The organism is Clostridium sp. D5, from assembly GCF_000190355.1.
Lineage (GTDB): Bacteria > Bacillota > Clostridia > Lachnospirales > Lachnospiraceae > Faecalicatena > Faecalicatena fissicatena_A.
Map to the genome: position 1 here is coordinate 101,585 of NZ_GL870817.1, position 25,792 is coordinate 127,376.

Sequence of the window (25,792 nt, forward strand, 5' to 3'; positions counted from 1 at the left end):
GTAGTTCCCCGTGCATTTTTAGAGAGACTACAGCAGGATGGGGGAGAGTTTGCAGATTACAGGCCAGAGCGGATCTGTAATTTTAGCAGAAAGGTAAGGTTATTATTATGAAAAAGAAGATAATTTGCGCTATCTTATTGTGTACAGTCGTATTCAGTACGACACTGTGGGGCTGTGGTTCATCCAAAGATACAGCCGCAGACACTTCCGATACTTCTAAGAAAGCTTCTGATGAATCAAAGAGCAGTACTGACAAAAGCGGAAAAACAAAGATTACAGTTCTCAGACCGGGCGATCAGGAGAAGGTAGAAGCCTTCATGGAACCGGCAATCGAACAGTTTGAAAAAGATAACCCGGATATAGAAGTTGATATTGCATATGAGTCATGGGCAGGGTGGATACAGAAGTACCCAACCTCATTTGAAGCAGGAACACAGCCGGATGTAATCTTCTGGTGGGACAATAAGCTGAATGACTCCTCGGCAAAGGATCACCTGGTTAAGCTGGACGACTACCTGAACGAAGACTTTTTAAGTCAGATTCCTGACAGTGTCTGGAATCTGGTAAATACCAGCAGTATGGACGGTACATATTATATTCCGAGTAGTGTAGATACATTTGCCCTTTACTATAATAAAGAAGTGTTTGAAGCTGCCGGACTGGATCCGGAGGCTCCGCCTACTACATGGGATGAACTGCTGGAAGCAGCGAAAACCATCAAAGAAAAAACAGGCAAACCTGGAATTGGAATTCCTGCAATTACAGGATCCGAAGTACTTGAGGAATATATCGGCCTGTTCCTGAATCAGTCAATGGATGCTGCTGTTCTCGATGATGACAGTATGCCGCAGTTCGATAATAAGGAAGGCCTTGAGGCTCTGAAGTTTGTTGAACAGCTCATACCTTATTTACAGGATTCACCTACAGAATATGGCCGTGGAGAATTACGTCCGCTGTTAAGAGACGGCGGTGTGGGCATGCTGATTGACGGACCATGGGGAGTTGCTGCTTACCAGGCTGCATTCGGAGAAAATCTGGATGAAAGTAAGATTGGTATTGCAACGGTTCCGCTTGCTCCTAATGGCAAGAAGATTGCATGGGCAGGTACAAACGGCTGGATCGCTACACGTGACGAGACCGCAGAGGCATCTGCTAAATTAATTGAATATCTTATGGATCCGGAAGTAATCATAGATCACCACGTTGCATACGGTTCTGCTCCTCTGTATGAGTCTGAATTTGATAATGAGGCATTCCAGTATGACTACTGGAGGGTATTCTACGATGAAGCACAGGATTATACACTTTATGGCATGATCGGAAAGGACAGCGCAACACCGGCTGCATATTATACTGCTCTTGAAGAAGTATGGCAGCAGTTCATTCTTGGCCAGATCGGACCGGAAGATGCACTCAAGGCGGCAAGTGAAGCGGCGAAAGGTGTTACTTCACGTAACCAGTAACCTATCCTGTTGCGACTGAACTGTTAGAACTTGAGAATTTAATATAAGGATACGGTTTGCAGGTATAAAAACATATGTCTTTTATCCAGACCGGCCGAATATCCGGTCTGGATAAAAGCAATATTCGTTTCGAGAAAGGGGGCGCCCTGTTTGAAAAAGAGCCAGAGAAAGAGAGTCATCTGTTCGCTGCTTCCGCTTGTCATTTTGTTACTGTTTGTTTATGGATACCCGTTGTTTAAGGTCTGTACCAGCGCCTTTATGGGGTTCAGCGGCGCTACGGCAGGTCAGTTTGTAGGCTTTGGAAATTTTTCTATTATTAAAGGTGAGATTCCGAAAACTGTTGTAACTACGTTAATTTGGACTTTTGGTTCTGTAATTCCCGCAATGATTCTGGGTCTTGTAGTAGCAATGATCTGTAATCGTTCATTTCCGGGAAAGAAAGTAGTCGTAGCATTTAATCTGCTGCCCTACGCCATTCCTTTGATTATTGTTGCCTCTTGCTGGCGATTTGTATATAATTCAGATTTTGGTATTATCAACATATTACTTAAAAATTTAGGCCTGATTGACGAGCCGATCAGTTTTCTGGGGCTGGATCTGGCCCTTGTGGCTGTTATTGTGGCACGTGTCTGGCGTGCAATGCCCTTTGCGTTTATGAATTATTATTCGGCGCTGACAACCATTCCGGCTGAACAGTATGAAGCAGCATGTATTGACGGTGCCGGACCGGTGCAGCGATTCTGGTATATTACAATGCCAAACCTGAAAGCAATAACAGGAAGTACACTGATCGTACTGACAGTATGGACATTCCTCGTATTTGACATTATTTTCGGTATGACAGGAGGCGGACCGGTCGATGCAACAAAGACCATTTCCATGCGTATCTATCAGGAGATGTTCAGCATGAAGAATCTTGGAACAGCTTCTGCGTGGTCACTCATTGCAATATTGGTTCTTGTAATCATTACAATATTCTACTGGCGGCTGATGGAAAAGGAGGATGATTAGATGAATAATAAGTCAATTGTTGGAAAAATCGTCCGAATTATCCTGTGTATTATATTCTGTCTGTTTGCAGTGATTCCGATCTATGAGGCGCTGATCGTTTCACTGACGCCATATTCCAACCTGCTGGAGGCCCAGCTGGTACCTCATCATTTTGAGATATCCAATTTTGCCTCAGCATTTAAACTGATTTTCAGTAATGTTCTGAACAGCTTTTTCTACGCATGCAGTGCAACGGTTCTTACAACATTGATTTCTGTGCCGGCTGCGTATGTGCTTTCAAGATATCGTTTTAAGATGCGCCAGGCTATGCTTTTTATCCTGCTGATGTCACAGATGATGGCCGGAATCGTAATTCTGCCGACATTATACAAGATGTTCCAGTCACTGGGCCTTCTGAATTCCCGGTTCAGTCTGATCATTGTACTCACAGGCATCAATCTGGCTCTGGTTGTAACAATCCTTCATGGATATTTTTCGACTCTGCCGGCAGAACTGGAAGAGGCGGCGGCATTGGACGGCTGCAGTTACATACAGCTGCTGGTGCGCGTGATTTTCCCAATCAGCGGCCCTGGTATTGCAGTTGGCGCGATCTTTGTATTCATTAACAGTTATAACGAATTCGTTGTACCGCTGTTCCTGCTGTCGGATGCAAGTAAGTATCCTCTGACACTGGTAGTATATAGTCTGCTCAGCGATACTACAATCCGCTGGCACATTATGGCCGCTGCGTCACTGATTGGTATTATCCCGCCGGTTGCGATATTTACATTTTTCCAGAAATATATCATTCAGGGTGTTACATCTGGAGCCGTGAAAGGATAGATATGGACTCTATTTTAAATGCTGCTTTCATCGGCTGCGGTGCAATTGCCCGGAAAAAACATCTGCCATTGTCTGCTTCTGATCCGCATCTGCATATTAAAGTGCTGTTTGATGTGAATAAGGAAACAGCAGAAAAGTGCAGGATTCAGTTCGGCAGTGATGATACCATTGTGGCAAAAAGCCTGGAAGATGTTTTTTCAAGAGATGATATTGATGTTGCATTTATTGCAACGCCAAACAGTACACATGCGGAATATACGGTAAAAGCGCTTAACAGTAAAATGCATGTGATCTGTGAAAAACCGATGGCGTTAAATGCATCGGAAGCGAGGGAGATGCTGGATGCCTCTGTACAGAATGAACGGATGCTCCATATTTCCTATCAGAACAGGTATACAAACCAGGCACTTTATGCCAGGCGGCTTTATGAGGAGGGGTTCTTTTCGGACATTTATTATGCAAAGGCATATGCCCTCCGGCGCCGTGCGGTCCCGACATGGGGCGCCGCCGGTAATAAGGCGCTTCTTGGGGGCGGTCCGTTGATCGATATCGGCTCCCATGCACTGGATCTGGCTATGTGGCTGTCAGATAATTTTGAACCGGATTATGCCGTAGGGACTGCCTATGACAAGATTATGAAGCAGGGAAGCGAGGCGAACCTCTGGGGGAACTGGAATCCGGATAAAATGAACATTGAGGACTGTTCATTGGGATTTGTTGTTATGAAAAACGGAATGACACTTACGGTTGAGGCATCCTATGCACTAAACACAAAATGGGAGAGGGAAGCCAGCGTTGATCTGTATGGGACAGCGGCGGGCATTTCACTCCGTGAAGAGGATCATGTTACGCTGATCCATGAGGTCGGCGGAAAGATGTGCATGACGGAAAACAAACTCCAGGAGACGCGGCGTTCTCTGACTCCTGAGGGGGAGGCAGCCAGCGCATCGGCACGTGAGCATCAGGCAATTATGAAGATGCTTCTGTCAGGAGAGACGGTGGACCCGTCGGCACAGCAGGCGTTTGCCGTTGCACGTATCGTGGAGGGAATCTACAGTTCGGCAGCAAAGAAACAGCCTTTTTATTTTTAGCAGGATGAAAAGACGAACAGGACAGTAAAAGGTTACGCGGCAGCCCCTTTGGGGGTAAAAAAATGTGGGAGGTACAGGTTATGCAGGAATTTAAGGTCCCATGGGGACAGTGGTATGAACAGGCATATAGGGAATTGACTTTTCCGGATGGTTGGGAGATTCACTATCAGGGGATGAAGGAGCTTCCTTCTCTGACAAGCGGGGAAGTTCTTGAGAAAATAGACAATCCGATCGGAACCGAGAGTCTGGAGACGCTGGCTGCGGGAAAAAAGAGTGCCTGCATTATTATTGATGACATTTCCCGTCCTACGCCGGGGGCCTTCTTACTTCCAATTATTATCCAGAAGCTGATGGATGCCGGAATGGACGGCAAAAATATCAAGGTTCTGGTTGCACTTGGCGGTCACCGGCCAATGACAAAGCAGGAAATGGAACTGAAGGTCGGAAAATGGGTGCTGGATCACGTCCAGGTACTGAACCATTCACCATTTTCGGCAGATCTGGTTACGATACCTGATGATGATCAGGTGATTAAGATTAATAAGCATTTTGTAGATGCAGAACTGAGAATAGCGGTTGGATGTATCGTGCCTCACACACTGGCAGGATTTTCCGGAGGGGCAAAGGCAGTGATTCCGGGAATCGGCGGTATTGAGACGCTGAGAAGCAACCATATGCTGGTCTATGCGGATGCGGGCAAGAGCAGATCCTTTAAGACAAGTACCTGCAATCCTGACAATCCGATGCGTACCAATATGGAGCGGATCGTTGGGAAAGTGGGACTGGACTTTATTGTGAATGTTGTGCTCAATGATAAGATGGGGGTTGCGGATGCTTTTGCCGGACATTTCATTAAGGCACACAGGGCTGCGTGCAGCCGGGCAATGGACGCTCTGCAGACAGAACTGATAAAGGATGCGGATATTCTGGTTCTCTCTGCTTATCCGAAAGATACGGAATACTCTCAGATCGGCACCTGTTTTGCTGTTCTGGGGCATCATAAAGAGAAATGTGTTAAGCCTGACGGAACATTGGTCGCAATGACTGCGGCAAGTGAGGGCGCTGGATTCCATGCATTATTCGGGCCGGGCATGAGCCTGTTTTCCCCGCATGATGACAATGTGCCTCCGATGGAGCTCAAAGGCAAAGAAACAATGATTTATTCTGATGGTGTTAATTCGATTGACATCAGACAGTTTTACCAAAATGAAACGCCGGATTTGAATGTGGAATGGGATGATATTCTGAAACGGCTGGAAGAAAAATATGCCGGAAAGAAACCGGTGGTTGCGATTTACCCGATGGGAGCAATACAAATAGGTTACATGAATACGGAAGGTGGAGAATAACTATGGGCACACAGTATGATATCGTTGTGATAGGCGGCGGTGTGGTTGGCAGTGCAGTTGCAAGAGAACTGTCACGATATCAGTTAAAGATTTGTGTTTTAGAAAAAGAGCTGGACGTTTGCAACGGCGTTAGCGGACGTAATACCGGGCTTTTACACTCAGGTATTTTACATGAAAAGAACCTCCTTCGTACAGAGTGCTGTATGGAAGGAAACGCAGAATTTGATCAGGTTGCCAGTGAACTGGATGTACCTTTTAAAAGATGCGGCAAGCTGATTGTTGGATTTGGTGAAGAAGAAAAGAAGCGGCTGGAAAGCCTGTATCAAAGAGGACTTGAAAATGAGATCCCCGGCATCAAAATGATTGATCACGATGAGATCAAAAGCCTGGATCCCAATATAGATGGCGATTTTGCTATCTATGTGCCCTCGGCCGGCATTCTATGTCCGTTTACATATACAATAGCATTGGCTGAAAATGCTGTTGAGAATGGTGCGGAGTACTATTTTGATCACGAAGTAACAGGGATTGAGAAAGATGAAGAAGGGCTGTTCCACATCAGTACAAATGGCGGAGAATTTGTTACCCGCTGGGTGGTGAACTGTGCAGGCCTTTATGCCTTTCGTATCTCAGAAATGCTCGGTTTTGAGGCTTATGTACCGAACCGTATTAAGGGTGAATATGAGATCCTGGATAAGAAAGCAGGAAACTTTCTGTCCATGCCGGTATACCCGACACCCAATGAGAGCGGTGCATTTGATGTCCATGTAACCCCGACGATTGATGGAAATGTCCTGGTAGGTCCTACCATCGAAACAATCGGTACAAAGATTGATTATGCGGTAACGCAGAAGATGATTGACGTGCTGGTAGAGCAGGGGTCCAGAATGTTTTCCCGTATGAACAGAGACTATTATATCCGAAACTATGTGGGCGTGTTCCCGACGATTGAAGATCCCGAGACACATAAGGAAATGGATTTCCAGATTCAGACGAAGGAGAGTGCTCCTCATGCCGTGAACCTGGTGTGTATAAACTCACCCGGGCTGACCAGCGCGCTTCCGCTTGCGAGAAGAGTGGTTGAAAAGGTAAAAGCGCAGGAAGAACTGACTGCTAACGAGAAGTTCAATCCGATCCGCAAGGGTATCGTAAAGTTTGCTGAGCAGGATGAAGAAGGGAAACAGCGCCTCATCGAGCAGGATCCGGATTACGGAGAAATATACTGCAGATGTGAGTGTGTGACCAGAGCAGAAGTGAAACAGGCGCTCCATAACGTTCTGGGCGTATCCACCATCAGCGGGGTGAAATACCGCACAAGAGCTTCGATGGGACGCTGCCAGGGCGGATACTGCGAGACGAGGCTGACACAGATGGTACAGGAAGAGCTTGGTAAGCAGAAAGAAGAGATACTGCTGAATAAAAATGGTGCCTATATGTTTACCGGGGAGGTGAAATAGCATGCAAAAGCGCGACGTAGTGATTATTGGAGGCGGTCCGGCCGGGCTTGCCGCTGCTGCTGAACTGAAAAAACGCGGAGTGGACGACATTTTGATCATCGAGCGTGAAAAACAGCTTGGAGGTATTTTACGTCAGTGCATCCATGATGGATTCGGCCTGACACGTTTCGGACAGACACTTAGCGGCCCGGAATATTCCCAGAGATTTATTGATCAGGTCAAAGAGATGCAGATTGAGGTACTCACAAACGCAACAGTCATTGATCTGACAGACGATAAAATTGTGACTGCTGACACAAGAGATGGGCTTTTGCAGGTGCAGGCCAGGGCGATTATCCTCACAATGGGATGCCGGGAGCGCACACGCGGGGCACTGGCAATTCCGGGGCAGAGGCCATCGGGTATCTATAACGCCGGCGTAGCACAGAGCTACATGAATTTATATAATACCATGGTGGGAAAAGAGATAATCATCATGGGGTCCGGAGATATCGGGCTTATCATGGCAAGGCGGATGACTCTGGAAGGGGCGCATGTTAAGGCTGTATTTGAAGTACTGCCGTATCCGAGCGGCCTTCCCAGAAATATCGAGCAGTGCCTGAACGATTACAATATCCCGTTGTATCTCAGCCATTCTGTGACTAATATCAAAGGAGACACCCGGATTGAAGGAGTAACAGTAGCGGAGGTGGGACCGGACATGAAGCCGATACCCGGAACCGAAAAAGATTTTACATGTGATACTCTGGTACTGTCAGTCGGTCTGATTCCTGAGAACGAGTTGTCTCTTGCGGCAGGAGTCACACTGGATGGCCGGACGAAAGGCGCGTTTGTCGATGAGAATTTCCAGACAGATGTCCCTGGTGTTTTTGCAGCGGGAAATGTCCTGCATGTGCATGACCTCGTTGACTTTGTGTCTCTTGAGGCCGAGGCTCTTGCAGCCGGTGTTAATGAATATCTGAACAGCGACGAAGTTGCTCCTTGTGATATCGAGATTGAAACTGACCGCAATATCGGCCATATTATCCCACAGAAAGTCAGTGGGGAGAAGAACTTCAGAATGTCCATGAGGGTGCGTAAGCCGATGGGCAGGTGTAAAATCATTGTCAGCCAGGGAGATAATACAGTGAAATCCACGATTGTACCAAATGCAATCCCGGCAGAGATGATTCAGTTTGATGTAGCTGCTGATAAAATTATGTCTAACGAAAAAATCGAGGTGTCAGTTTATGAACAGTAGGACATTTGTTTGTATCGTTTGTCCCAACGGATGTACGATCGAGACTCAGTATGAAGGGGATCAAATATTAAGTGTTACAGGTAATAAATGTAAGAAAGGGATTGAATATGTCCGCCAGGAGCTGATTGATCCGCGCCGGACGATTTCAAGCTCGGTGCGCATTGAGGGGGCGGAACTGCCTCTGTGCAGTGTGAGACTTACTAATGTGATCCCGAAAAAAGATATATTCAGGGTAATGGAAGAGATTAATAAAATAAAGCTGACAGCTCCGGTGTCTATTGGACAGGTGGTTATTAAAAACGTATGCGGACTGGACAGCGATGTGATTGTGACGAAGAATATGGGGTGAGGGACGTATGGGGGTGGCTTTGCGGGGAGTCATTTTATAAAAGGTATTCGCTGTGCCTTTCTGTTAAAGCCTTATCTTAGACAAAGCGATTTATAACGGGATATCTGTAACTGAAAAGACCGGTAATATCATTGACGATAGCAGAGCGCTCCAGGAATGGGGCGCTCTGTAAATGGTATATTCACCATGTCTTTTGTATTTTCTAATATTGTATGGACAAACTCTCCATAAGTGGTATCTCTTCCACCGCATACAGCGGCAGATTCACAAGCCAATCCTCTCTTTTGTAATCGGCCATTGAGATACGGAGTGAGATTTCTGGGCTGTATTTATCCCTATAGGTGCGCAGGCTCTTGGCTTTCAGATTGACTTCTGCTTTTACCTCGATGGGAATGATCTGCTCGCCTGTGTCAATAATAAAATCTACCTCGCAGGAGCCGCGTTCGTTGGTGTAGTAATAAACATTTAAATCCTGAATCGTCTTGAGCTGTTGGCAGACATACTGTTCGGTTAAGGCTCCCTTAAATTCAATAAACAGGTCTTTGCCATCCAGCAACGTGCGCTGACGAAGGCCCGTCATACATCCTAAAAGGCCCACATCTAAAACATAGAGTTTGAATGCTTTCAAATCCTCATAAGCTTTCAGCGGAATACCGGCAGTATTGACACGGCTGACCTTGTGTACCAAACCGCAATCCGTAAGCCACATGATGGCTGTTTCATATTCTTTTGCCCTTGCACCCTCACGGACGAGCCCGTAAACAAACTTTTTATTTTCTTTTGCAAGCTGAGACGGAATGCTGTTCCAGAGCATTCTGATTTTCGGTACAATTTCCACGGGGGCGTGTTTGGAAAAGTCCTGTTCGTACGCTGCAAGAATACGTTTTTGAATCGCACGAACCTCATTAAAATCCTTCTCTTCGACAAAGCTCTGCACTGCCTCCGGCATTCCCCCTACAAAATAGTAGTACTTCAAAGAGTCTATATAGGTTTGCTTGAATGAAGTAATCATTTGAAAATCCTGCTTTTCAAGAAGCTCTGTAAATCGTTCGTTGCCTGTTGCCATGAGAAACTCCTGAAATGACAGCGGATAAAGCTTTAAAAAATCGACTTTTCCGACAGGAAAAGAGGTTCCTCCGTGCAGGGCGATACCCAGCAGAGAACCAGCGCAGACAATATGATACTGCGGTGCATTTTCATAAAAATATTTAAGAGAAGAGAGTGCTCTGGGCACTTCCTGTACTTCGTCAAAAATTAACAGCGTATTATCAGGATTGATTTTTCGTCCGGCATATAGCTCAAGACCAGTAATCAATCTGTCTGTGTTAAGATCTGACGCAAACAAATCTGCCATTCTTGAATTGGAATCAAAGTTAATATATACGGTGTCGGTATACGCCGTTTCTCCGAATTCTTTCATCAGCCAAGTCTTGCCGACCTGCCTTGCACCTTCGATAATCAACGGTTTGCGGTGTTTATTCTCTTTCCATTTTAATAATTTTTCAATTGCTACACGGTACATTGCCATACCTCCAAACTATTATATGCGTATATTATAGCATGATGTTACATAAAATACAACGAATAATGAAAATATATTTGCAAATTTACGGCGTATATTGTCATAAATTATAACGCGAAGAAGCTGTCCCGATTTTTATGCCTGAGCGGCATGATGATACGAAGTGCTTAGATCAAAAAGTTGAGTTACAGTTTCTTATTGTAAAGAACTATTTGTTCCATGCGGTGGAGGACAAGGTTAACTTGGTTTTAGCTCGCTGCTCACAGGAATAATGCCTCCACAATCACGACGATTGTGGGGGCAATTATTTTGTTTTAGGGCGGCGCCTTTGTTGATAAATATGAACCGCCAGGCGCCAGATATGGAAAAGAATGGCGGCTCCCAGAATGGTTGACAGGATGTAGAGGAGGATGGCGGAGATGTTTCCTGTGTAGGGTACCAGGGCGGAGAAGCCTATTTGCTGCATTTTGTAGTCGGGGTTGATGTAGAACATGTTGATGGAGCCTTGGGAGTCCAGGAGCTGGTTGAGGAGGACGGCTGTTGTGCAGCAGGCGAGGTACAGTAAGGTGCTGTCTCTGAAGTGCTGGCGGGACAGGGCCGGGGAGCGGAGTTCTTTGATGTAGGTAAAGCCGGCGGTCAGACCTATGGTTATAAGCAGGATGTGCCACAGGTAGGAGTGAACCGTTAGTACGGAGGATTTGTAGTGGAGGCCGCTTGTGTCGGCGAAAACGGCGATGCCGCCGAGGAGGCTGTAGTTCATCAGGAAGGAGAGCAGGGCCTGGCGGGCGCGGGAGGGTTTGAGCCAGGGGAGGATCAGGAGGATGTACATGGCTATGCTGCAGAGCTGAAAGGGGAAATGCCACCACTGGTAGATGCCGTTGTTCTGGCGGAAGGTGAGGTACCATTGTTTCCAGAGCTCGCTGGCAGACATGAGGATGCCGCAGAATAGATAAAAATGATTCAGTTTTTGGGTGGTAATCCGGTTTTTCATTTTGGCCTCCTGATGTATTTGGATCGTACGTATGCACATTTTGCTTATCCTTTTTATATTGTATACCAGTTGGACATATATTAGCAGTGCTCTTTATAGAAAATTATAACGGAGACGCGGTGAAAATGCACGCAATAACTACTATGAATCTTAATGATTGTGAGCTTACTAGAAACTTAACAGCAGAGTACTAGACAATCCTCTGAATATTTTCCATATCCGTCTGACTATTTTCTATATCTTATTCCCAAATGATTTCATATAATAAAGACAACCTAAAACACAAATGTACGAAAGGCGGGGAAAGAAATGAAAAAGATGAAGGCAGTTGCAGTCATGCTCGCAGCAGTTATGGCAATGGGAAGCATCACAGGATGCGGAAGCTCTGAGAAGGATACAGCAAAGGAATCCGAAAAGAATGAAGGGGACGGAATAACACTCACATTATTGGGAAGTGCCAATGACATAAACAAGCCCTATCTGAACAAGATGTTCGAACTGTATGAAAAGGAAACCGGCAATAAGCTGGATATTCAGGGAGTTGACACGGATAATTTTGACGGCATTGCTCTGACAAAGTTCCAAACAGGAGATGTTCCTGACCTCTTTATGAGTTTCAGCGGACAGGAGCTGGATGCATTTAATCCGGAAAAGACATTTGTAGATTTTACAGATGCCGAGTGGGTCGATGATGTCAGTGATAACATCCGGTCACAGATCACAAGAAAAGACAAGGTATATGGAGTTCCATTTGGGGAATGCTCCATCTCAGGAACCTTATACAATAAGAAGATTTTTGAAGAACAGAATCTGGAAGTGCCCACTACCCAGAAAGAATTTGATCAGGTCTGTCAGAAACTTCTGGATGCCGGAATACAGCCAATTTATATGGGAATCAAAGATGCATGGCCAATGTTCTATCAATTTGCTATGGACCCCATCTTTGCAGATGAAGAGATTCTGAATAAGATTAATACGAACCAGATTACATATGCAGAAATTCCGGAAATGAAAGCCCTGCTCGAATGGTTTAAAAGCAGTGCGGATAAAGGCTACTTCGGAGAAGCATACATGACAGACACTTGGGATTATTACAACGAAGTACTTGGAACTGGAGAGGCTGCAATGGCATTTCTCTGGGATACATGGCTTTATGCGAACTATGACAGTGAAGCCTATGAATACGTGGCAGAGGACTTCGGACTGATGCCTGCTTATATGGGAACGGTGGAAAAAGGCACATTTGAGGGTCCGAATGTTATTATGTTCACTGCCCCAAAAGAAGGCAGGCATGTAGAAGAAGCAACAGATTTTATTAATTTTATGGGAGATCCGGAGAATTACAATGTTGCTTTTGACGGAGTTTCTACTGCACCGTTATTCAAATCCATGACCACTATTGACACTACACCTCAGTACGAAGAGAGCAAAGACTGGATTGACGAAGTTGGCAATGCATCCGTAGCTGTCACCGAAATTGCCGGTTATTCTAACACAGATGGAGCAAAGTGTATTCAAGAGCTTCTGGTTGGCAACATTGATGTGGATGAATGTTTGAAAATGATGGACGAGAGCCGGATAAAAATCTGTAAATCACAAAAAGTAGAAGGATTTTAGAAAGTAGGGACAGGATATGAATAGAAAAAAAATATATCCAACATATATGATTATACTCCCTCTAATTGTTTTCGGCATATTTTTTGTACTTCCGTCCACATTAGGTTATCTGTATGCTTTTACAGACTGGAGCGCATATGTACCTGACCCCAAATTCATCGGAATTCAGAACTTTATAGATGTAATGACCGAAAAAACGGTTCCCATCGCTTTTGTAAATACACTGATTTTTGCTGGAGTGAAGACTGTCATCGTGACGGTATTAGGATTTGTATTTGCATTAGCGCTGAACCGAAAACTGAAGACGAGAAATGCACTGCGTACATTATACTTTATTCCTGCTATTTTCTGCACTCTGATTGTGGGATTGATTTTTAATGCCTTGTTTGGCGGAAGGCATGGTGCAGTTAACATGATGCTGAGTTCGGTGGGGCTGAAAGAGTTATGTCTCCCATGGCTTGGAGAGCGCTGGCCAGCTGTTTTCGTCATTACCTTGTGTGAAATCTGGCGAAGCCTGGGCCATGGAATCATCATTACACTGGCCGGGCTGCAGTCTGTACCGGATGAATATCTGGAGGCTGCAAAAGTGGACGGTGCATCCGGGTGGAATCTGTTCCGGCATATTACCCTGCCGCTGATTATGCCGACAGTAAATGTTAACATCCTGTTCAGCCTGATTTTTGGCCTGAAGATGTTCGACCTGGTTTATATCCTGACATTAGGCGGGCCGGGGCATGATACGGAGACCTTCGGAACCTTGATAATGAATGAAATGGCTAACGGCAGATATTCGCATTCAGTAGCGACAAACCTGATATTTACAGTTATTTTAGTTATTGTGGCAATCTTGTTTCAAAAATTCAGCGCAAGATGGGAGCATGTAGAATGAGTAAGAGAGAAAAGAAAATTAATTTGTCTTTGGAAATTCTAATGTGGCTGTTCACTATCACGATAATTTATCCGATCCTTATGGTAGTAATAACATCATTTAAGGAGAAGAAAGAGGCAAGTTATTTAAATATTAAATTACCCAGAGAATGGAATTTGGGAAATTATGCGCAAGTGTGGGAAGAAGGCAATATACTGCAGGCATTTGGAAACAGTATATTTATTACAATTTTTTCAGTTCTTCTGGTCATTGCACTTGCCGCTATGTTCAGTTATGTGCTGGTTCGAAGGGATACCCCGATGTGCAGAAGAATATCAAAGCTGCTGACATTTGGGATCATAGCACCGTTTGCAGCAATGCCAACTATGGAAATGCTGAGAGGGCTTCATATTTACGGAAGCCGGATTTCACTGGTATTTGTATATGGGGCACTATACCTTCCATTTTCGGGTATGTTGTTTTCAAGCTTTATCAAAGGAATACCAAGAGAATTGGATGAAGCGGCTGTAATGGATGGCTGCAAAGGAACCAGATTATTTATAAAAATTATACTGCCCTTATTAAAACCAGTAATTGCTACGACAGCGGTTCTGAATTTCATGTGGGTTTGGAATGAACTTCAGATCCCGATGTACCTGTTGAATTCATCGGATAAATGGACATTGCCGCTTTCTGTTTATAATTTTTACGGGCAATTCAACCAGAGCTGGAATCTGGTATGCGCAGATATGGTAATGGTATCAATACCAGTAGTCATTGTGTACATATTTGCCCAGAAATATATTATTTCAGGAATGACAGCCGGAGCGGTAAAGGGATAAACATGGGATAGTAAGTCCCGTCGTCAAAGAGATTTTCATGACCTTAATCGTATCTGTCCATGGTTTTGAACAGATACGATTTTTGTATCATAACAAATGGCAGGATTGTTTAGGAGGAAAGTATGAAACAGAGATATTGCGGGAAATGGGAATCTGTGAACCAACATAAGATTCCAAAATGGTATGAGGATTATAAATTTGGGATTTTCATTCATTGGGGGCTGTACTCTGTCCCTGCATTTGCTCCCAGAAGCTGGGAACTGGGGGAAGTGGAAATAAATGAGGAATGGTTCGTTAACAACCCCTATGCTGAGTGGTACTATAATACGATTAAAACCGGAAGAGGCCCATCCTATGATTATCATCGGCAGAAATACGGCGAAGATTTTCAGTATGAGCAGTTTGCTGCGATGTGGAAGGCGGAAAATTGGGAACCGGAAGAATGGGCAGAGCTTTTTAAAGAAGCCGGAGCAAAATATGTTGTGCTGACAACGAAGCACCATGATGGCTTTTGTCTTTACCCCAGTAAATATACAGATTTTAACTGCAAGACCCAGGGACCTGAAAGGGACATCACGGGTGAACTGACAAAAGCGGTTAGGGATAAGGGAATGAAAATGGGGTTGTATTATTCAGGAATTATCGACTGGCAGTTTGCCAATGATCCCATATTCAGTGAAGAGGACGAATACTTTAATGCCTGCCCTACTGCCGAATATGCAGATTATGCATATAAGCAATGCTGTGAGCTGATTGATACTTATCATCCATCTATACTCTGGAATGATATCGGCTGGCCAAAGCAGGGGGAACATAACCTGCCATACCTGCTGGCCCATTATTACAATACAGTGGAAGATGGGGTTGTAAATGACAGATTTAATGGATTATATCACGGATATTTGACCAAAGAGTATAAACATGGAAAATCCAGCAAACATGAAAAGTGGGAACTGTGCCGAGGGATGGGGCTGTCATTTGGTTATAATGAGAATGAAAACGACGCAGATATCATATCTGCTAAAGATCTGATCCGTCTGCTGGTAAGTACTGTTGCAGACAATGGGAATCTATTACTGAATATTGGGCCCAGACCTGATGGAACAATCCCTGAGGAACAGGCAAAAAGGCTGCGGGAATTGGGGGCGTGGCTGAAAACAAATCAAGAGGCTGTATATGGAACCACCTGCAGCGAAAAAGAGGCACAGATTCTGGACAATGGGATAGAGTTACGCTATACGGACAAGGACGGGCAGGAATATTTATTTATAGACAATATTCAGGGGGATGCTGCTGAAATTGAAATTGAAGCAGTAAGCAATGACATCATACCATTGAATCAGAATCTGAGGGTAGGCGTCAAAACAGAAGCGGGAAAAACAAAGATTAAATTAAGCGGGTATCAGGACGATTTCTATACGGCAGTCTTAAAGATTTAAACCGAAGTTTCGATTTAAACTATGGGGGCGTTGGACTCCACGGCTATCTTGATTAATGTTTAATACAGGAAAGAGGGGAGCATAAATCATATGAATTCAAAAGAAAGAGTGCGTATGGCACTTTCTCGCAAAGAAACAGACAGGATTCCCACAACCATGCAGTGTGTCGAAACTGCTTGGGAGAATCTGAAAAATCATCTGCAGGTCCAGTCGGAGGAAGAGGTACTTACTCATTTTAATATTGATACAAGAATTATGGATTTGCCGCCATATACAGGTCCAAGTACAGAACCGTTTGAGAATGAAAAAGGCGAGATGGTTTATACAGATTCTATGGGGGCACAGTATGTAAAGAAGTGGAATGGAGTAGAATACAATATCCATACAATATCACACCCATATAGTGCTATTCAAAGTTTCGAGGATTTTGAGAAGTTTGAAGGCTGGTTTAATCCGGATCATTACGATTACAATGCAGTGACTGAATTTGTGAAAAAGCATGAAGACAAAGCTATCCGAATCGGATGGCCGGGTCCTTATCAGGTATTTACGCTGTTATATAATGCAGAAGATTTTTACATAAATATGTATGAAGAGCCGGAGCTTTTAAAAGCTATGCTGGACAGATACTGTAAAGCAAGCTATGAGATTTATGAAAGAATGTTTGAAGCGGCTAATAATAAAGTGGACATTCTTCGATGCTGTGATGACTATGGAACGCAGATCAGTACATTATTCAGTACCAGTATGTGGGAAGAGTTCTTTGCAGAGAACACAAAAATGTTTGCAGATCAGGCCCACAGGCATGGGGCATACTATATGCAGCATTCATGCGGCGCAGTAAGAGCAATCATTCCTCAGCTGATCCAGTGTGGGGTTGATGTTCTTGATCCCATTCAAAAGGTGGCTGGAATGGACGTGGATGAGCTGAAAAAAGAATTTGGATCATATATCAGCTTTCAGGGCGGAGTCGATACTCAGCATATTCTTCCGGAGGGTTCGCCGGACGAGGTATATAACGAAACCACAAGAGTTATAAAAGCACTTTCACCGGGCGGTGGGTATATATTATGCGGCAGCCAGGAGTTTGAAGGTGATGTACCGCCAGAAAATATATGCGCATTGTATGAAGCGGCAAAACAATTTATTAAGTAACTGTGGACTAAAAATTTGCAGCGCTGCGGGATGTCTGATCCCCACGGCCCCCCAGGGTCAGGTGAGCCTGACTTTGGCTTGCTGCTTATGGAAGTAAAGGAGAGCGTATGAACTCTGCTTATAAAAAATTGCTGGAGTGTTATGAATGTGTTAAAAAGAAAGTAGATTTTAAGCCGAAGGCTGCGCTTATTCTGGGTTCAGGGCTCGGCGAATATGCACAGCAAATCCAGATAGTGCAGACTGTTAACTATGATGAAATTGAGGGATTTCCAATATCTACAGTTCCCGGACATAAGGGACGGTTCGTTTTTGGATATATAGAAACAGTACCTATAATAATTATGCAGGGACGTATCCACTATTATGAAGGATATCCAATGGAAGATGTTGTGCTTCCCGTCCGTTTAATGAAAATGCTGGGAGCCGAAATCTTGTTTCTGACCAATGCGGCAGGTGGTCTGAACTTTAATTTCCGTGCCGGAGATTTTATGCTGATTACGGATCAGATATCTTTTTTTGTTCCATCCCCTTTAATTGGAGAAAATATAGAGCAGCTGGGAGAACGGTTCAGTGATATGAGTGAAGTTTACGATAAAGACTTATGCCAGGTAATCAAAAACGTTGCAAATGAACTGGAAGTACCCTTAAAGGAAGGGGTGTACCTTCAGACAACGGGACCTGCCTTTGAGACGCCTGCAGAAGTACGGCTTGCCAGAAAGCTCGGAGCCGATGCTGTCGGAATGAGCACTGCATGTGAGGCCGTGGCCGCCAGTCATATGGGAATGAAAATCTGCGGGATATCCTGTATTACCAATCTGGCCTGCGGAATGTCCAATGAGCCGCTTTCACATGATGAAGTACAGGAAACCGCCGATAAAGCGGCGGACATTTTCAAAAAATTAATAACAACATCTATTATGAGAATGAAAAATTTATAAAACACAATAGCTTATAAGAGGGTGTCGCGAGATAGTTGAATGATAGCTATTGAGTGACACCTTCGCTGATCTTTATATAGAATGTGCTGTAATAAAAGAAAGATAAATAATAGTGTATAAGGAGATTTGATTTATGATTAATTATTCAGAAAAAGAAGGAAAACAATACCACATCCAGGTCGGAAAAGGAGATGTAGGCAGGTATGTCATCATGCCGGGCGATCCAAAGCGCTGTGCCGCAATCGCAAAGTATTTAGATCATCCTGTGCTGATGGCAGACAGCAGGGAGTATATCACTTATACAGGCTCCCTTGAGGGGAAGAAAGTCAGCGTAACATCTACTGGAATTGGCGGCCCGTCCGCTTCTATTGCCATGGAAGAGCTTGTGATGTCAGGTGCTGACACATTTATCCGTATTGGAACCAGTGGGGGAATGGATATCAATGTAAAAAGCGGTGATTTGGTAATAGCGAATGGAGCGGTAAGGATGGAGGGTACGAGCAAAGAATATGCGCCAATTGAATTTCCCGCTGTACCGGATTTCGATGTGACCAATGCACTTGTGAAAGCGGCAAGGAATTTGGAAAAACCTTTCCATGTGGGAGTAGTACATTGTAAAGATGCATTTTATGGACAGCATTCCCCGGAGATAAAACCGGTTGGTTATGAGCTGATGAATAAATGGGATGCCTGGCTAAAGCTGGGATGTAAAGCGTCTGAGATGGAGTCTGCGGCATTGTTCATAACCGCAAGTTATCTAAAGGTTAGGATGGGCTCCGTATTCCTTGTACTGGCAAATCAGGAGAGGGAACGCCAAGGGCTTGCTAACCCGATTGTCCACGATACAGGTGCAGCAATTTGTGTAGCAGTGGAGGCCATCAAAGAGCTTATAAAGCAAGATAATTAGGATGAAAGCAGGTTAATTATGAGCAGATATAAACGGATTTTTGTAATCGTGATAGACTCTCTGGGTGTGGGAGCGGCCAGAGATGCAGCAGACTACGGAGATGCAGGCGCTGATACATTGGGGCATATCTCAGAGAGTGTTGAGACATTCTGTATTCCAAACCTGCAAAAGCTTGGACTTGGGAATCTGCATCCGCTGCGTCAGGTATCTCCTGTTCAAAAGCCAATGGCATATTATACACGGCTGAATGAAATCAGTAAAGGAAAAGATACAATGACAGGACATTGGGAGATTATGGGGCTAAAGACAGTGAAGCCATTTATAACATTTACCCAAACTGGCTTTCCTAAAAAACTGATTGAAGAACTGGAGAAAAAAACCGGGCATAAAGTCATTGGGAATAAGAGTGCGAGCGGCACTGAGATTTTGGAAGAGCTGGCTCTGGAAGAGATAGAAACAGGGCATATGATAGTCTATACTTCTGCAGATTCAGTGTTGCAGATCTGCGGGAATGAAGATACCTTTGGTCTGGAAGAACTGTACCGCTGCTGCGAGATTGCCAGAGAGCTGACAATGCAGGATGAATGGAAGGTGGGACGTGTCATTGCAAGACCCTATACAGGCAGGAGAAAGGGGGAATTCAAAAGAACAGGCAACCGCCATGATTATGCGGTAAAGCCCTTTGGGAAAACTGCTTTGGATGCCTTAAAAGAAAATGGGCTGGATGTCATATCGATTGGTAAAATCAATGATATCTTTGCAGGAGAGGGGATCACAGAAGCAATGTGGTCCATGAATTCCGTTCATGGAATGGAACAGACGATTGAAGTTTCAAAGACGAAAGAGTTCCATGGGCTTTGCTTTGTTAATCTTGTAGACTTTGATGCCCTTTGGGGACATCGCAGGGATCCTGACGGTTATGCGCGTGAGATAGAGCGCTTTGATGAAAAGCTGGGTGTTCTTCTGGATTCACTGAACGAAGATGATATGCTGATAATTACTGCTGACCACGGAAATGATCCAACTTATGCGGGGACAGACCACACGAGAGAAAAAGTGCCTTTTATTGCGTATTCTAAATCAATGGAAGACGGCGGTGAGCTTGAGGAAGCGGATACTTTTGCAGTAATAGGGGCAACGGTTGTGGATAATTTTGGAATAGAGATGCCGCATGGTACGATTGGAACTTCTGTCCTGGATCAGATGAGATAATTAGCATTTGCATAAATTGTGCTGACCGTGTATCTATGTTAAAATAAAACCAGAAATTCAGAACAGGGAGGGGCGGTGTGACATGTTAAAAAAAATTTCTTTTCATTGGAAACTTTATATCACATACAGTATCATTATCTCCTTCATTTTAGCTGTCGCTTTAGCTGCCTTTTATCAATACAATGCGGGATTGCTGGATACGAATATGGAGGAAGCCTCCCTGAATACACTGAAGGTTTCCGAAGAACGGCTGGATGATTTACTGGAGGATATGAACAAGCAGCTTTCTTTTCTTCATACATTGCCGGAATTCATGGAATATACGGAAGAGATTTCCGAGAATGACGCTGCCCCCAATTATTTTGCTTACCATCCGACAGATGCCCTCCAGATACAACGTATTTTTTTATCTCTTCTGGTAAATGACAAAAGCAGCAGTTCCATCACTTATATCAGCAGTGGATATAATAATATCCATGCTGCCGTATCAGGGAAATATCAGGAGTCTCTGGATAATGAAAATATGAAAAAATATATTAATGTTAAAGAGATTTTTGAAAGTGGGGAGAGCTCCCTGTGCATTTTTCCCCACCGTGACTTCTGGAGTCTGGAGGAAGAAAATGTAATCTCTGTCTACCGTCCCGTACGTGATATGTTTCATACATACGGGCTGTTAGTGCTTGACAAAAACGTGGAGGAACTGAATGCTGTCCTGACTTCGAATGAAGATGAAGTTTTTCTTATAGACCGGAATACCGACTTCTGGTATTCAACAAATACAGGAACCGTAGATGAGGAAGAAAAGAAAATACTTCAATCAATACCGGAAGATACTGATACTGGATTTTTAACAACCAAAAAGAATTTTAGTTATTATTACTGCGATTCGGAAATGACCGGCTGGACAATGGTGCTGAAAAAGGATATCAGCTTTTATGCCGATGAAAAAATGAAGCTGGAAGGAACGATCATATGGATTTTTATTGCCGGAGTCATACTCATCCTATGTCTGGTGTATTTTGTGTCACAGAACCTTTCCGCACCGCTGAGGAAGTTGAAAGAGAGTCTGGAAGAGCAGGGTACATCCTCTGCAGTACATCTGGAAGTGGCAACAGACAATAACGAAATTACAATGCTCAGCACTACGATTGAGCAAATTATGAACCAGATACATGTCCAGAACCAGAAACTGATAGCCGCAAAGGAGCTGGCATTAAAAGCTCATATCAATGCCCTGGAAGCACAGATGAACCCTCATTTTTTATATAATACGCTATCTGTCATAGGAACATATGGCATGGAAAACGGAGACTCGGCTGTGCCCCGTATGTGCAGGGAACTATCCAGTTTGCTCAGATATTCCATGACCTATAATAATCAATCCGTGAAGCTTTCGGATGAGGCGGAGAATGTTAAAAGTTATCTTTACATAATGCAAATGCGGTATGAACACATGCTGGAATGTGATATGGAGCTTGATAAAGATATAGAAAATGTTCCAGTACCGAAACTGATACTTCAGCCAATAGTAGAAAACTGTTTCAAACACGGTTTTAAAGATGTGCCTCCCATTTGGAAAATCAAAATCCGCTTCTGGCATACTCAGGACAGATGGTTTGTTTCTGTGGCAAACAATGGAGCGCCTCCAAAGGAGAGAGCTGCTGAAGTAATGTCAAAGCTTATGGATAGTATTCAGGCTTCTTTTGATAATGACATGGTACTTAAGGAGCTTGGGGATGAAAGCGGTTTAGGCCTGAAGAATACGGTAATACGCCTGCATATGTTTTATCAGGGCAAAGAGTGTTTCCGCTTTTTTGAAGAAGACGGACTTACGATTATTGAATTAGGGGGGACGATCCATGAAGGTGAATATTGATGTTCTGATTGTTGAGGATGAGCCTGCAATTGCAAGAAGCATACAGATGTCCATCGCCGCTTTTGGGGACACTTTTCACGTAATAGGCATAGAATATAACGGAAAGGATGGCCTGGAGACCATCCGCCGGAAAAAGCCGCAGCTTGTTTTCACCGATATCCGAATGCCTATGATGTCCGGTTTGGAAATGATCGAAGAGACCCAAAAAACAGGTCTGGACATACGATTTGTTATACTTTCCGGATATTCCGAATTTGAATATGCCAAAAGAGCAATGCAGTCCGGCATAACAGATTATCTCCTGAAGCCCATCGTGTCGGAGGAAATACATGAATTGCTTACAAAAGTGAAAGGTTTATTTGAAACTTCACTCAGGGCATCCATGAGGGACTATGTGGCGCATGTACTTGCACATCCTAAAAATATAAATGAGCTGGATAACCCTTTTGGCCCCTATGACTGCATCCTTATGTTCAGTTATTATGGACCTATCGTAAATGCATTTTATGGAGATTTTAATATTGGGAAAGAAGCAATTATGAATTTGGACAGCAGCTTTATTCCCTTTCTGGCTGAAAAATATGGAATCCAGCTCTTAGAGATTAAGGGCTGGCATTATAATGAGATTCTTTATGTCGCTATTATTTCTCCGGAAGAAAATGTACCTTTGAAAAAACTTGCGGATGACTTATGGAATTCCATTCAATCTCCCGAAACATACACGAATCTGATTGTCTCCGAAAGGATTCTGCATGGCAGGGACATTCCTCAGGCAGTAACCGAATGTAATTTGTTCACATTGTTTCACTTACCTTTCGGCAGAAACAGCGCACTGCACTATCAGCCGTTTGGAACTAAGAAATCTCCTGCCGTATCTGAATATGTTTATCAGCGCTGTGGAAAGTACAGCAATTATATTAGCTTATCAGAGCTGAAAGTACTGGTAACAGATTTGATTCTCTTCTGGCAGGAGAGTAATATAACACAATTTCAGCTGCAGACAGATCTCCGTTATTTACTGAATTATTTCCTTTCATTTGACAGTGCAGATAAACAGTATTCTGTTAATGTTGATGAAATTATTTCATCCTGTAATTCCTTTACTGATTTAGAAAGCACTCTGATCTTTGAAATGGAAGAATTGCTTCAGATTAAGGAGGATACATGGCATAATGCAGCATCCAGACATACGGTTTATCAGGTGAAAGAGTTTTTGGAACAGAATTATACCCAGCCATTGTCCTCTAAGGTTTTTAATGAAAAATTCGGATACAACGAAAAATATATCACCTCGCTTTATAAAGCACAATTCGGCATTACACCGGGGAAATATATCTGTGAGCTGAGGATTGCCTTAGCAAAACAGATTATGCGTGCCAATCCTTATATCTTGCTGAAAGATGTTGCAGTACAGACCGGATATATGGATGCCTTGTATTTCAGCCGTGTATTTAAAACCAAAGAAGGGATGTCGCCAAGTAAATATCTGCAGGAGATGCGAGGGGAATAGTAAGTGATAAAGTGCAGAAAACCGCGGTTTTAGGTAAAGAAATTGCTAAAGTTTCCTTAATCATTGTGAAATTATAGACATACTTATAGATAAAATGACGAAATATAATGGGGTTGAAACATTTCGGTTTGGCTAATATGTCTTTAACAAATTTTTACAAAATTAAAAAAATCAAAAATAAAGATAAAATTTATATAAAAATCGTAGATCCCCAGAAATAAAACACGGGAAAATTTGATAAAAATAATTGAAAAAGAACGGCAAATGCTAACATTTCTAAATCGTTGACAAACGAAAACTTTGGGCGTAATCTTTATTTAACTTTTAGGAGAGCGATTCCTGAAAGGGCGCGGGGGTAAGGGAATTTCGGCATTTGAAGTTCTTTTTTTATTTCATAGAAAATTAAGCCCTATGAAATAGAAAGCCCTTCTGGCGGGATGCGCACTGCGGTGTAAGAGGCAGAGGCCACAATTAGGCCGCCTCAGGTGCGAGTTTCGCAAGCGAAATTTTATTTTATACGCAAAATATGAAAAGAAAGGGAGGGAGCGATACGGAAAGTTTAACAGAGAAGCTGCTTGAGGAGCTAAACTGCGATACGGTGTTTACCATTCCGGTATTCGGAGGTATCGGTGTTGCGGAATCGGTGGTGGTTACCTGGATTATCATGGCCGTACTGGTCGGGCTGTCCATCATCTTTGTGCGGAACCTTAAAGTTGAGAATCCGGGAAAGAAACAGCTGGTGCTGGAATCAACCATCGGGTGGGCCAAAGATTTCTTCGAAGGCATCATAGGGAAGGAAAATAAGCGTTACATCCCTTATTTGATTACGATTATTCTCTATCTGGGTGTTTCCAATATCATCAGTCTGTTTGGATTCAAGCCGCCGACAAAGGATTTGAATGTGACAGCAGCGCTGGCGATTATGAGTATGTTTCTGATTGAATACTCAGGCATACATAAGAATGGAGTAAAGCATTGGGTGAAACATTTTGCCGAGCCGGTGCCGGTAGTTGCACCGATCATGGTTCTGGAGATTGTAATCCGTCCGTTGTCTCTTTGTATGCGGCTATTCGGAAATGTACTGGGTGCATTTGTTATTATGGAACTTTTAAAAGCGATTATACCAGTTTTGGTGCCAATACCGTTCAGTTTTTATTTTGATATTTTTGACGGGCTTTTGCAGGCATATGTATTCGTTTTTCTGACAGCGCTGTTCATGAATGAAGAGCAGGAGTAAAAAGTTTAACAGAAATATTTAGAAGAAAAGGAGATTTTGTATTATGGGAACAATTATAGCTATTGGAGCAGGTATTGCAGTTTTGACAGGTGTCGGAGCAGGTATTGGTATCGGGATTGCAACGGGTAAAGCGACAGATGCAATCGCAAGGCAGCCGGAGGCCGAGGGCAAGATCAGCAAAACACTGATTCTTGGATGTGCGCTGGCTGAGGCTACCGCGATATACGGATTCATCATTGGTTTGTTGATTATCTTACTTTTGAAATAAATTAAAAAGACAATTGTCTCGGATGGAGGCACTTGAACCGGGAGCAGCAGTCGGGGCCCAAAAGGCGATTTCGACACGCTGCTTTCGCGAAAATAACAGGAAAGGCAGGTGGAACAGGTGCTGCAATTAAATGTGAACCTTTTCTTTACCATTATAAACCTTGTTGTTCTTTATCTTTTGTTGAAAAAGTTTTTAATCAAACCAGTTACGAATATTATGGAAGAACGTGAAAGGCAGATTGCTGACGGCCTGAACCAGGCGAGTAATGCAAGGGAAGAGGCGGAGGTGCTTAAAAATGAGTATGAAGCCGCACTTACAGGTGCCAGAGAGGAATCTATGAAGATCGTAGAAAAGGCTCAGGTGCAGGCAAAGGCTGATTATGAGCGTATTGTGAAGGACGCCGGGGAAAAGGCGGACGACATGCTGGATTCGGCAAAAGCCAATATTGAGATGGAACGGGAACAGACAATGAAAGAGCTGCAGTCAGAGATTGCAGGGCTTGCGATAACGGCGGCTGCCAAGATCGTAAGCAATAAGGCAGAGAATCAAGGAAATCAGGATATATATAATCAATTTCTGGGAGAAGTAGGTGACGCTCATGATGACACAGACGACCGCTAACAGTCAG

23 protein-coding genes are annotated in these 25,792 nt (G+C 43.7%); 21 read left to right on the plus strand and 2 right to left on the minus strand.

The window, feature by feature from the left end; genetic code table 11:
- Positions 1–107: 107 nt before the first annotated feature.
- From HMPREF0240_RS17960 to HMPREF0240_RS17995, 8 genes are all read left to right on the plus strand, one after another.
- Positions 108–1,463: an extracellular solute-binding protein gene (locus HMPREF0240_RS17960; protein ID WP_035314071.1), complete on the plus strand. Its 1,356-nt coding sequence runs from the start codon at positions 108–110 to the stop codon at positions 1,461–1,463.
- A gap of 150 nt (positions 1,464–1,613) precedes the next feature.
- On the plus strand, positions 1,614–2,474 hold the full coding sequence (locus HMPREF0240_RS17965; RefSeq protein ID WP_009004841.1) for a sugar ABC transporter permease: 861 nt from the start codon (positions 1,614–1,616) through the stop codon (positions 2,472–2,474).
- A complete protein-coding gene (locus HMPREF0240_RS17970; protein ID WP_009004842.1) occupies positions 2,475–3,296 on the plus strand; it encodes a carbohydrate ABC transporter permease in 822 nt (273 codons plus the stop codon).
- 2 nt (positions 3,297–3,298) lie between these two features.
- On the plus strand, positions 3,299–4,387 hold the full coding sequence (locus tag HMPREF0240_RS17975) for a Gfo/Idh/MocA family oxidoreductase (RefSeq protein ID WP_009004843.1): 1,089 nt from the start codon (positions 3,299–3,301) through the stop codon (positions 4,385–4,387).
- 80 nt (positions 4,388–4,467) lie between these two features.
- The gene (locus tag HMPREF0240_RS17980) at positions 4,468–5,736 is read left to right on the plus strand and encodes a lactate racemase domain-containing protein (RefSeq protein WP_009004844.1); all 1,269 of its coding nucleotides are present in this window, start codon (positions 4,468–4,470) and stop codon (positions 5,734–5,736) included.
- Between the two features lie 2 nt (positions 5,737–5,738).
- Positions 5,739–7,193, plus strand: coding sequence for an NAD(P)/FAD-dependent oxidoreductase (locus HMPREF0240_RS17985; protein WP_009004845.1), 1,455 nt, complete (start codon positions 5,739–5,741; stop codon positions 7,191–7,193).
- A gap of 1 nt (position 7,194) precedes the next feature.
- Positions 7,195–8,433, plus strand: a complete 1,239-nt coding sequence (locus HMPREF0240_RS17990; RefSeq protein ID WP_009004846.1) for an FAD-dependent oxidoreductase — start codon at positions 7,195–7,197, stop codon at positions 8,431–8,433.
- Positions 8,423–8,782, plus strand: coding sequence for a DUF1667 domain-containing protein (locus HMPREF0240_RS17995; protein WP_009004847.1), 360 nt, complete (start codon positions 8,423–8,425; stop codon positions 8,780–8,782). Before HMPREF0240_RS17990 ends, HMPREF0240_RS17995 begins: the two co-directional genes overlap by 11 nt.
- A gap of 202 nt (positions 8,783–8,984) precedes the next feature.
- Here the strand turns inward: HMPREF0240_RS17995 and HMPREF0240_RS18000 are convergent, their stop codons facing one another.
- The gene (locus HMPREF0240_RS18000) at positions 8,985–10,304 is read right to left on the minus strand and encodes an ATP-binding protein (RefSeq protein ID WP_009004848.1); all 1,320 of its coding nucleotides are present in this window, start codon (positions 10,302–10,304) and stop codon (positions 8,985–8,987) included.
- 304 nt (positions 10,305–10,608) lie between these two features.
- The gene (locus tag HMPREF0240_RS24085; RefSeq protein WP_083806358.1) at positions 10,609–11,295 is read right to left on the minus strand and encodes a YwaF family protein; all 687 of its coding nucleotides are present in this window, start codon (positions 11,293–11,295) and stop codon (positions 10,609–10,611) included.
- 309 nt (positions 11,296–11,604) lie between these two features.
- Here HMPREF0240_RS24085 and HMPREF0240_RS18010 point away from each other — a divergent pair, with 309 nt between their 5' ends.
- The 13 genes from HMPREF0240_RS18010 (at position 11,605) to atpF (ending at position 25,785) form a co-directional block, all read left to right on the plus strand.
- The gene (locus tag HMPREF0240_RS18010) at positions 11,605–12,912 is read left to right on the plus strand and encodes an ABC transporter substrate-binding protein (RefSeq protein WP_009004850.1); all 1,308 of its coding nucleotides are present in this window, start codon (positions 11,605–11,607) and stop codon (positions 12,910–12,912) included.
- Positions 12,913–12,928: 16 nt separating this feature from the next.
- Entirely contained in the window at positions 12,929–13,801 is an 873-nt protein-coding gene (locus HMPREF0240_RS18015) for a sugar ABC transporter permease (RefSeq protein WP_009004851.1), read from the plus strand.
- Positions 13,798–14,622 carry a carbohydrate ABC transporter permease gene (locus tag HMPREF0240_RS18020; RefSeq protein ID WP_050794570.1) on the plus strand — a complete coding sequence of 275 codons (825 nt, stop codon included), beginning with the start codon at positions 13,798–13,800 and terminating at the stop codon, positions 14,620–14,622. The genes HMPREF0240_RS18015 and HMPREF0240_RS18020 overlap by 4 nt, the downstream gene beginning before the upstream one ends.
- A gap of 122 nt (positions 14,623–14,744) precedes the next feature.
- Positions 14,745–16,061, plus strand: coding sequence for an alpha-L-fucosidase (locus tag HMPREF0240_RS18025; protein WP_009004853.1), 1,317 nt, complete (start codon positions 14,745–14,747; stop codon positions 16,059–16,061).
- A gap of 90 nt (positions 16,062–16,151) precedes the next feature.
- Positions 16,152–17,216: a uroporphyrinogen decarboxylase family protein gene (locus HMPREF0240_RS18030; RefSeq protein WP_009004854.1), complete on the plus strand. Its 1,065-nt coding sequence runs from the start codon at positions 16,152–16,154 to the stop codon at positions 17,214–17,216.
- Between the two features lie 107 nt (positions 17,217–17,323).
- Positions 17,324–18,154, plus strand: coding sequence for a purine-nucleoside phosphorylase (locus tag HMPREF0240_RS18035; RefSeq protein ID WP_009004855.1), 831 nt, complete (start codon positions 17,324–17,326; stop codon positions 18,152–18,154).
- Positions 18,155–18,287: 133 nt separating this feature from the next.
- A complete protein-coding gene (gene udp / locus HMPREF0240_RS18040) occupies positions 18,288–19,061 on the plus strand; it encodes a uridine phosphorylase (protein WP_009004856.1) in 774 nt (257 codons plus the stop codon).
- Between the two features lie 18 nt (positions 19,062–19,079).
- The gene (locus tag HMPREF0240_RS18045; protein WP_009004857.1) at positions 19,080–20,273 is read left to right on the plus strand and encodes a phosphopentomutase; all 1,194 of its coding nucleotides are present in this window, start codon (positions 19,080–19,082) and stop codon (positions 20,271–20,273) included.
- 82 nt (positions 20,274–20,355) lie between these two features.
- Entirely contained in the window at positions 20,356–22,149 is a 1,794-nt protein-coding gene (locus HMPREF0240_RS18050) for a histidine kinase (RefSeq protein WP_009004858.1), read from the plus strand.
- Positions 22,133–23,659, plus strand: coding sequence for a response regulator (locus HMPREF0240_RS18055; RefSeq protein ID WP_009004859.1), 1,527 nt, complete (start codon positions 22,133–22,135; stop codon positions 23,657–23,659). The genes HMPREF0240_RS18050 and HMPREF0240_RS18055 overlap by 17 nt, the downstream gene beginning before the upstream one ends.
- Positions 23,660–24,185: 526 nt before the next feature.
- Complete coding sequence (locus HMPREF0240_RS18060) at positions 24,186–24,896, plus strand: F0F1 ATP synthase subunit A (protein WP_009004860.1); 711 nt, start codon at positions 24,186–24,188, stop codon at positions 24,894–24,896.
- Between the two features lie 43 nt (positions 24,897–24,939).
- Positions 24,940–25,164, plus strand: coding sequence for an ATP synthase F0 subunit C (gene atpE, locus HMPREF0240_RS18065; RefSeq protein ID WP_009004861.1), 225 nt, complete (start codon positions 24,940–24,942; stop codon positions 25,162–25,164).
- Positions 25,165–25,281: 117 nt separating this feature from the next.
- Positions 25,282–25,785, plus strand: a complete 504-nt coding sequence (gene atpF, locus HMPREF0240_RS18070; RefSeq protein ID WP_035314126.1) for a F0F1 ATP synthase subunit B — start codon at positions 25,282–25,284, stop codon at positions 25,783–25,785.
- Positions 25,786–25,792: the final 7 nt, after the last annotated feature.

What these genes read in the sequence shown, in the direction of transcription:
- HMPREF0240_RS18035 (WP_009004855.1), top strand. Translation starts at nt 17,324, where the DNA reads ATGAACTCTGCTTATAAAAAATTGCTGGAGTGTTATGAATGTGTTAAA.
- HMPREF0240_RS17980 (WP_009004844.1), top strand. Translation starts at nt 4,468, where the DNA reads ATGCAGGAATTTAAGGTCCCATGGGGACAGTGGTATGAACAGGCATAT.
- HMPREF0240_RS18010 (WP_009004850.1), top strand. Translation starts at nt 11,605, where the DNA reads ATGAAAAAGATGAAGGCAGTTGCAGTCATGCTCGCAGCAGTTATGGCA.
- HMPREF0240_RS17970 (WP_009004842.1), top strand. Translation starts at nt 2,475, where the DNA reads ATGAATAATAAGTCAATTGTTGGAAAAATCGTCCGAATTATCCTGTGT.
- HMPREF0240_RS18000 (WP_009004848.1), bottom strand. Translation starts at nt 10,304, where the DNA reads ATGTACCGTGTAGCAATTGAAAAATTATTAAAATGGAAAGAGAATAAA.
- HMPREF0240_RS17990 (WP_009004846.1), top strand. Translation starts at nt 7,195, where the DNA reads ATGCAAAAGCGCGACGTAGTGATTATTGGAGGCGGTCCGGCCGGGCTT.
- HMPREF0240_RS17995 (WP_009004847.1), top strand. Translation starts at nt 8,423, where the DNA reads ATGAACAGTAGGACATTTGTTTGTATCGTTTGTCCCAACGGATGTACG.
- HMPREF0240_RS17960 (WP_035314071.1), top strand. Translation starts at nt 108, where the DNA reads ATGAAAAAGAAGATAATTTGCGCTATCTTATTGTGTACAGTCGTATTC.
- HMPREF0240_RS18050 (WP_009004858.1), top strand. Translation starts at nt 20,356, where the DNA reads ATGTTAAAAAAAATTTCTTTTCATTGGAAACTTTATATCACATACAGT.
- HMPREF0240_RS17975 (WP_009004843.1), top strand. Translation starts at nt 3,299, where the DNA reads ATGGACTCTATTTTAAATGCTGCTTTCATCGGCTGCGGTGCAATTGCC.
- HMPREF0240_RS24085 (WP_083806358.1), bottom strand. Translation starts at nt 11,295, where the DNA reads ATGAAAAACCGGATTACCACCCAAAAACTGAATCATTTTTATCTATTC.
- udp (WP_009004856.1), top strand. Translation starts at nt 18,288, where the DNA reads ATGATTAATTATTCAGAAAAAGAAGGAAAACAATACCACATCCAGGTC.
- HMPREF0240_RS18045 (WP_009004857.1), top strand. Translation starts at nt 19,080, where the DNA reads ATGAGCAGATATAAACGGATTTTTGTAATCGTGATAGACTCTCTGGGT.
- HMPREF0240_RS18055 (WP_009004859.1), top strand. Translation starts at nt 22,133, where the DNA reads ATGAAGGTGAATATTGATGTTCTGATTGTTGAGGATGAGCCTGCAATT.
- HMPREF0240_RS18020 (WP_050794570.1), top strand. Translation starts at nt 13,798, where the DNA reads ATGAGTAAGAGAGAAAAGAAAATTAATTTGTCTTTGGAAATTCTAATG.
- HMPREF0240_RS18015 (WP_009004851.1), top strand. Translation starts at nt 12,929, where the DNA reads ATGAATAGAAAAAAAATATATCCAACATATATGATTATACTCCCTCTA.
- HMPREF0240_RS18030 (WP_009004854.1), top strand. Translation starts at nt 16,152, where the DNA reads ATGAATTCAAAAGAAAGAGTGCGTATGGCACTTTCTCGCAAAGAAACA.
- HMPREF0240_RS18025 (WP_009004853.1), top strand. Translation starts at nt 14,745, where the DNA reads ATGAAACAGAGATATTGCGGGAAATGGGAATCTGTGAACCAACATAAG.
- HMPREF0240_RS17985 (WP_009004845.1), top strand. Translation starts at nt 5,739, where the DNA reads ATGGGCACACAGTATGATATCGTTGTGATAGGCGGCGGTGTGGTTGGC.
- atpE (WP_009004861.1), top strand. Translation starts at nt 24,940, where the DNA reads ATGGGAACAATTATAGCTATTGGAGCAGGTATTGCAGTTTTGACAGGT.
- HMPREF0240_RS18060 (WP_009004860.1), top strand. Translation starts at nt 24,186, where the DNA reads ATGAAAAGAAAGGGAGGGAGCGATACGGAAAGTTTAACAGAGAAGCTG.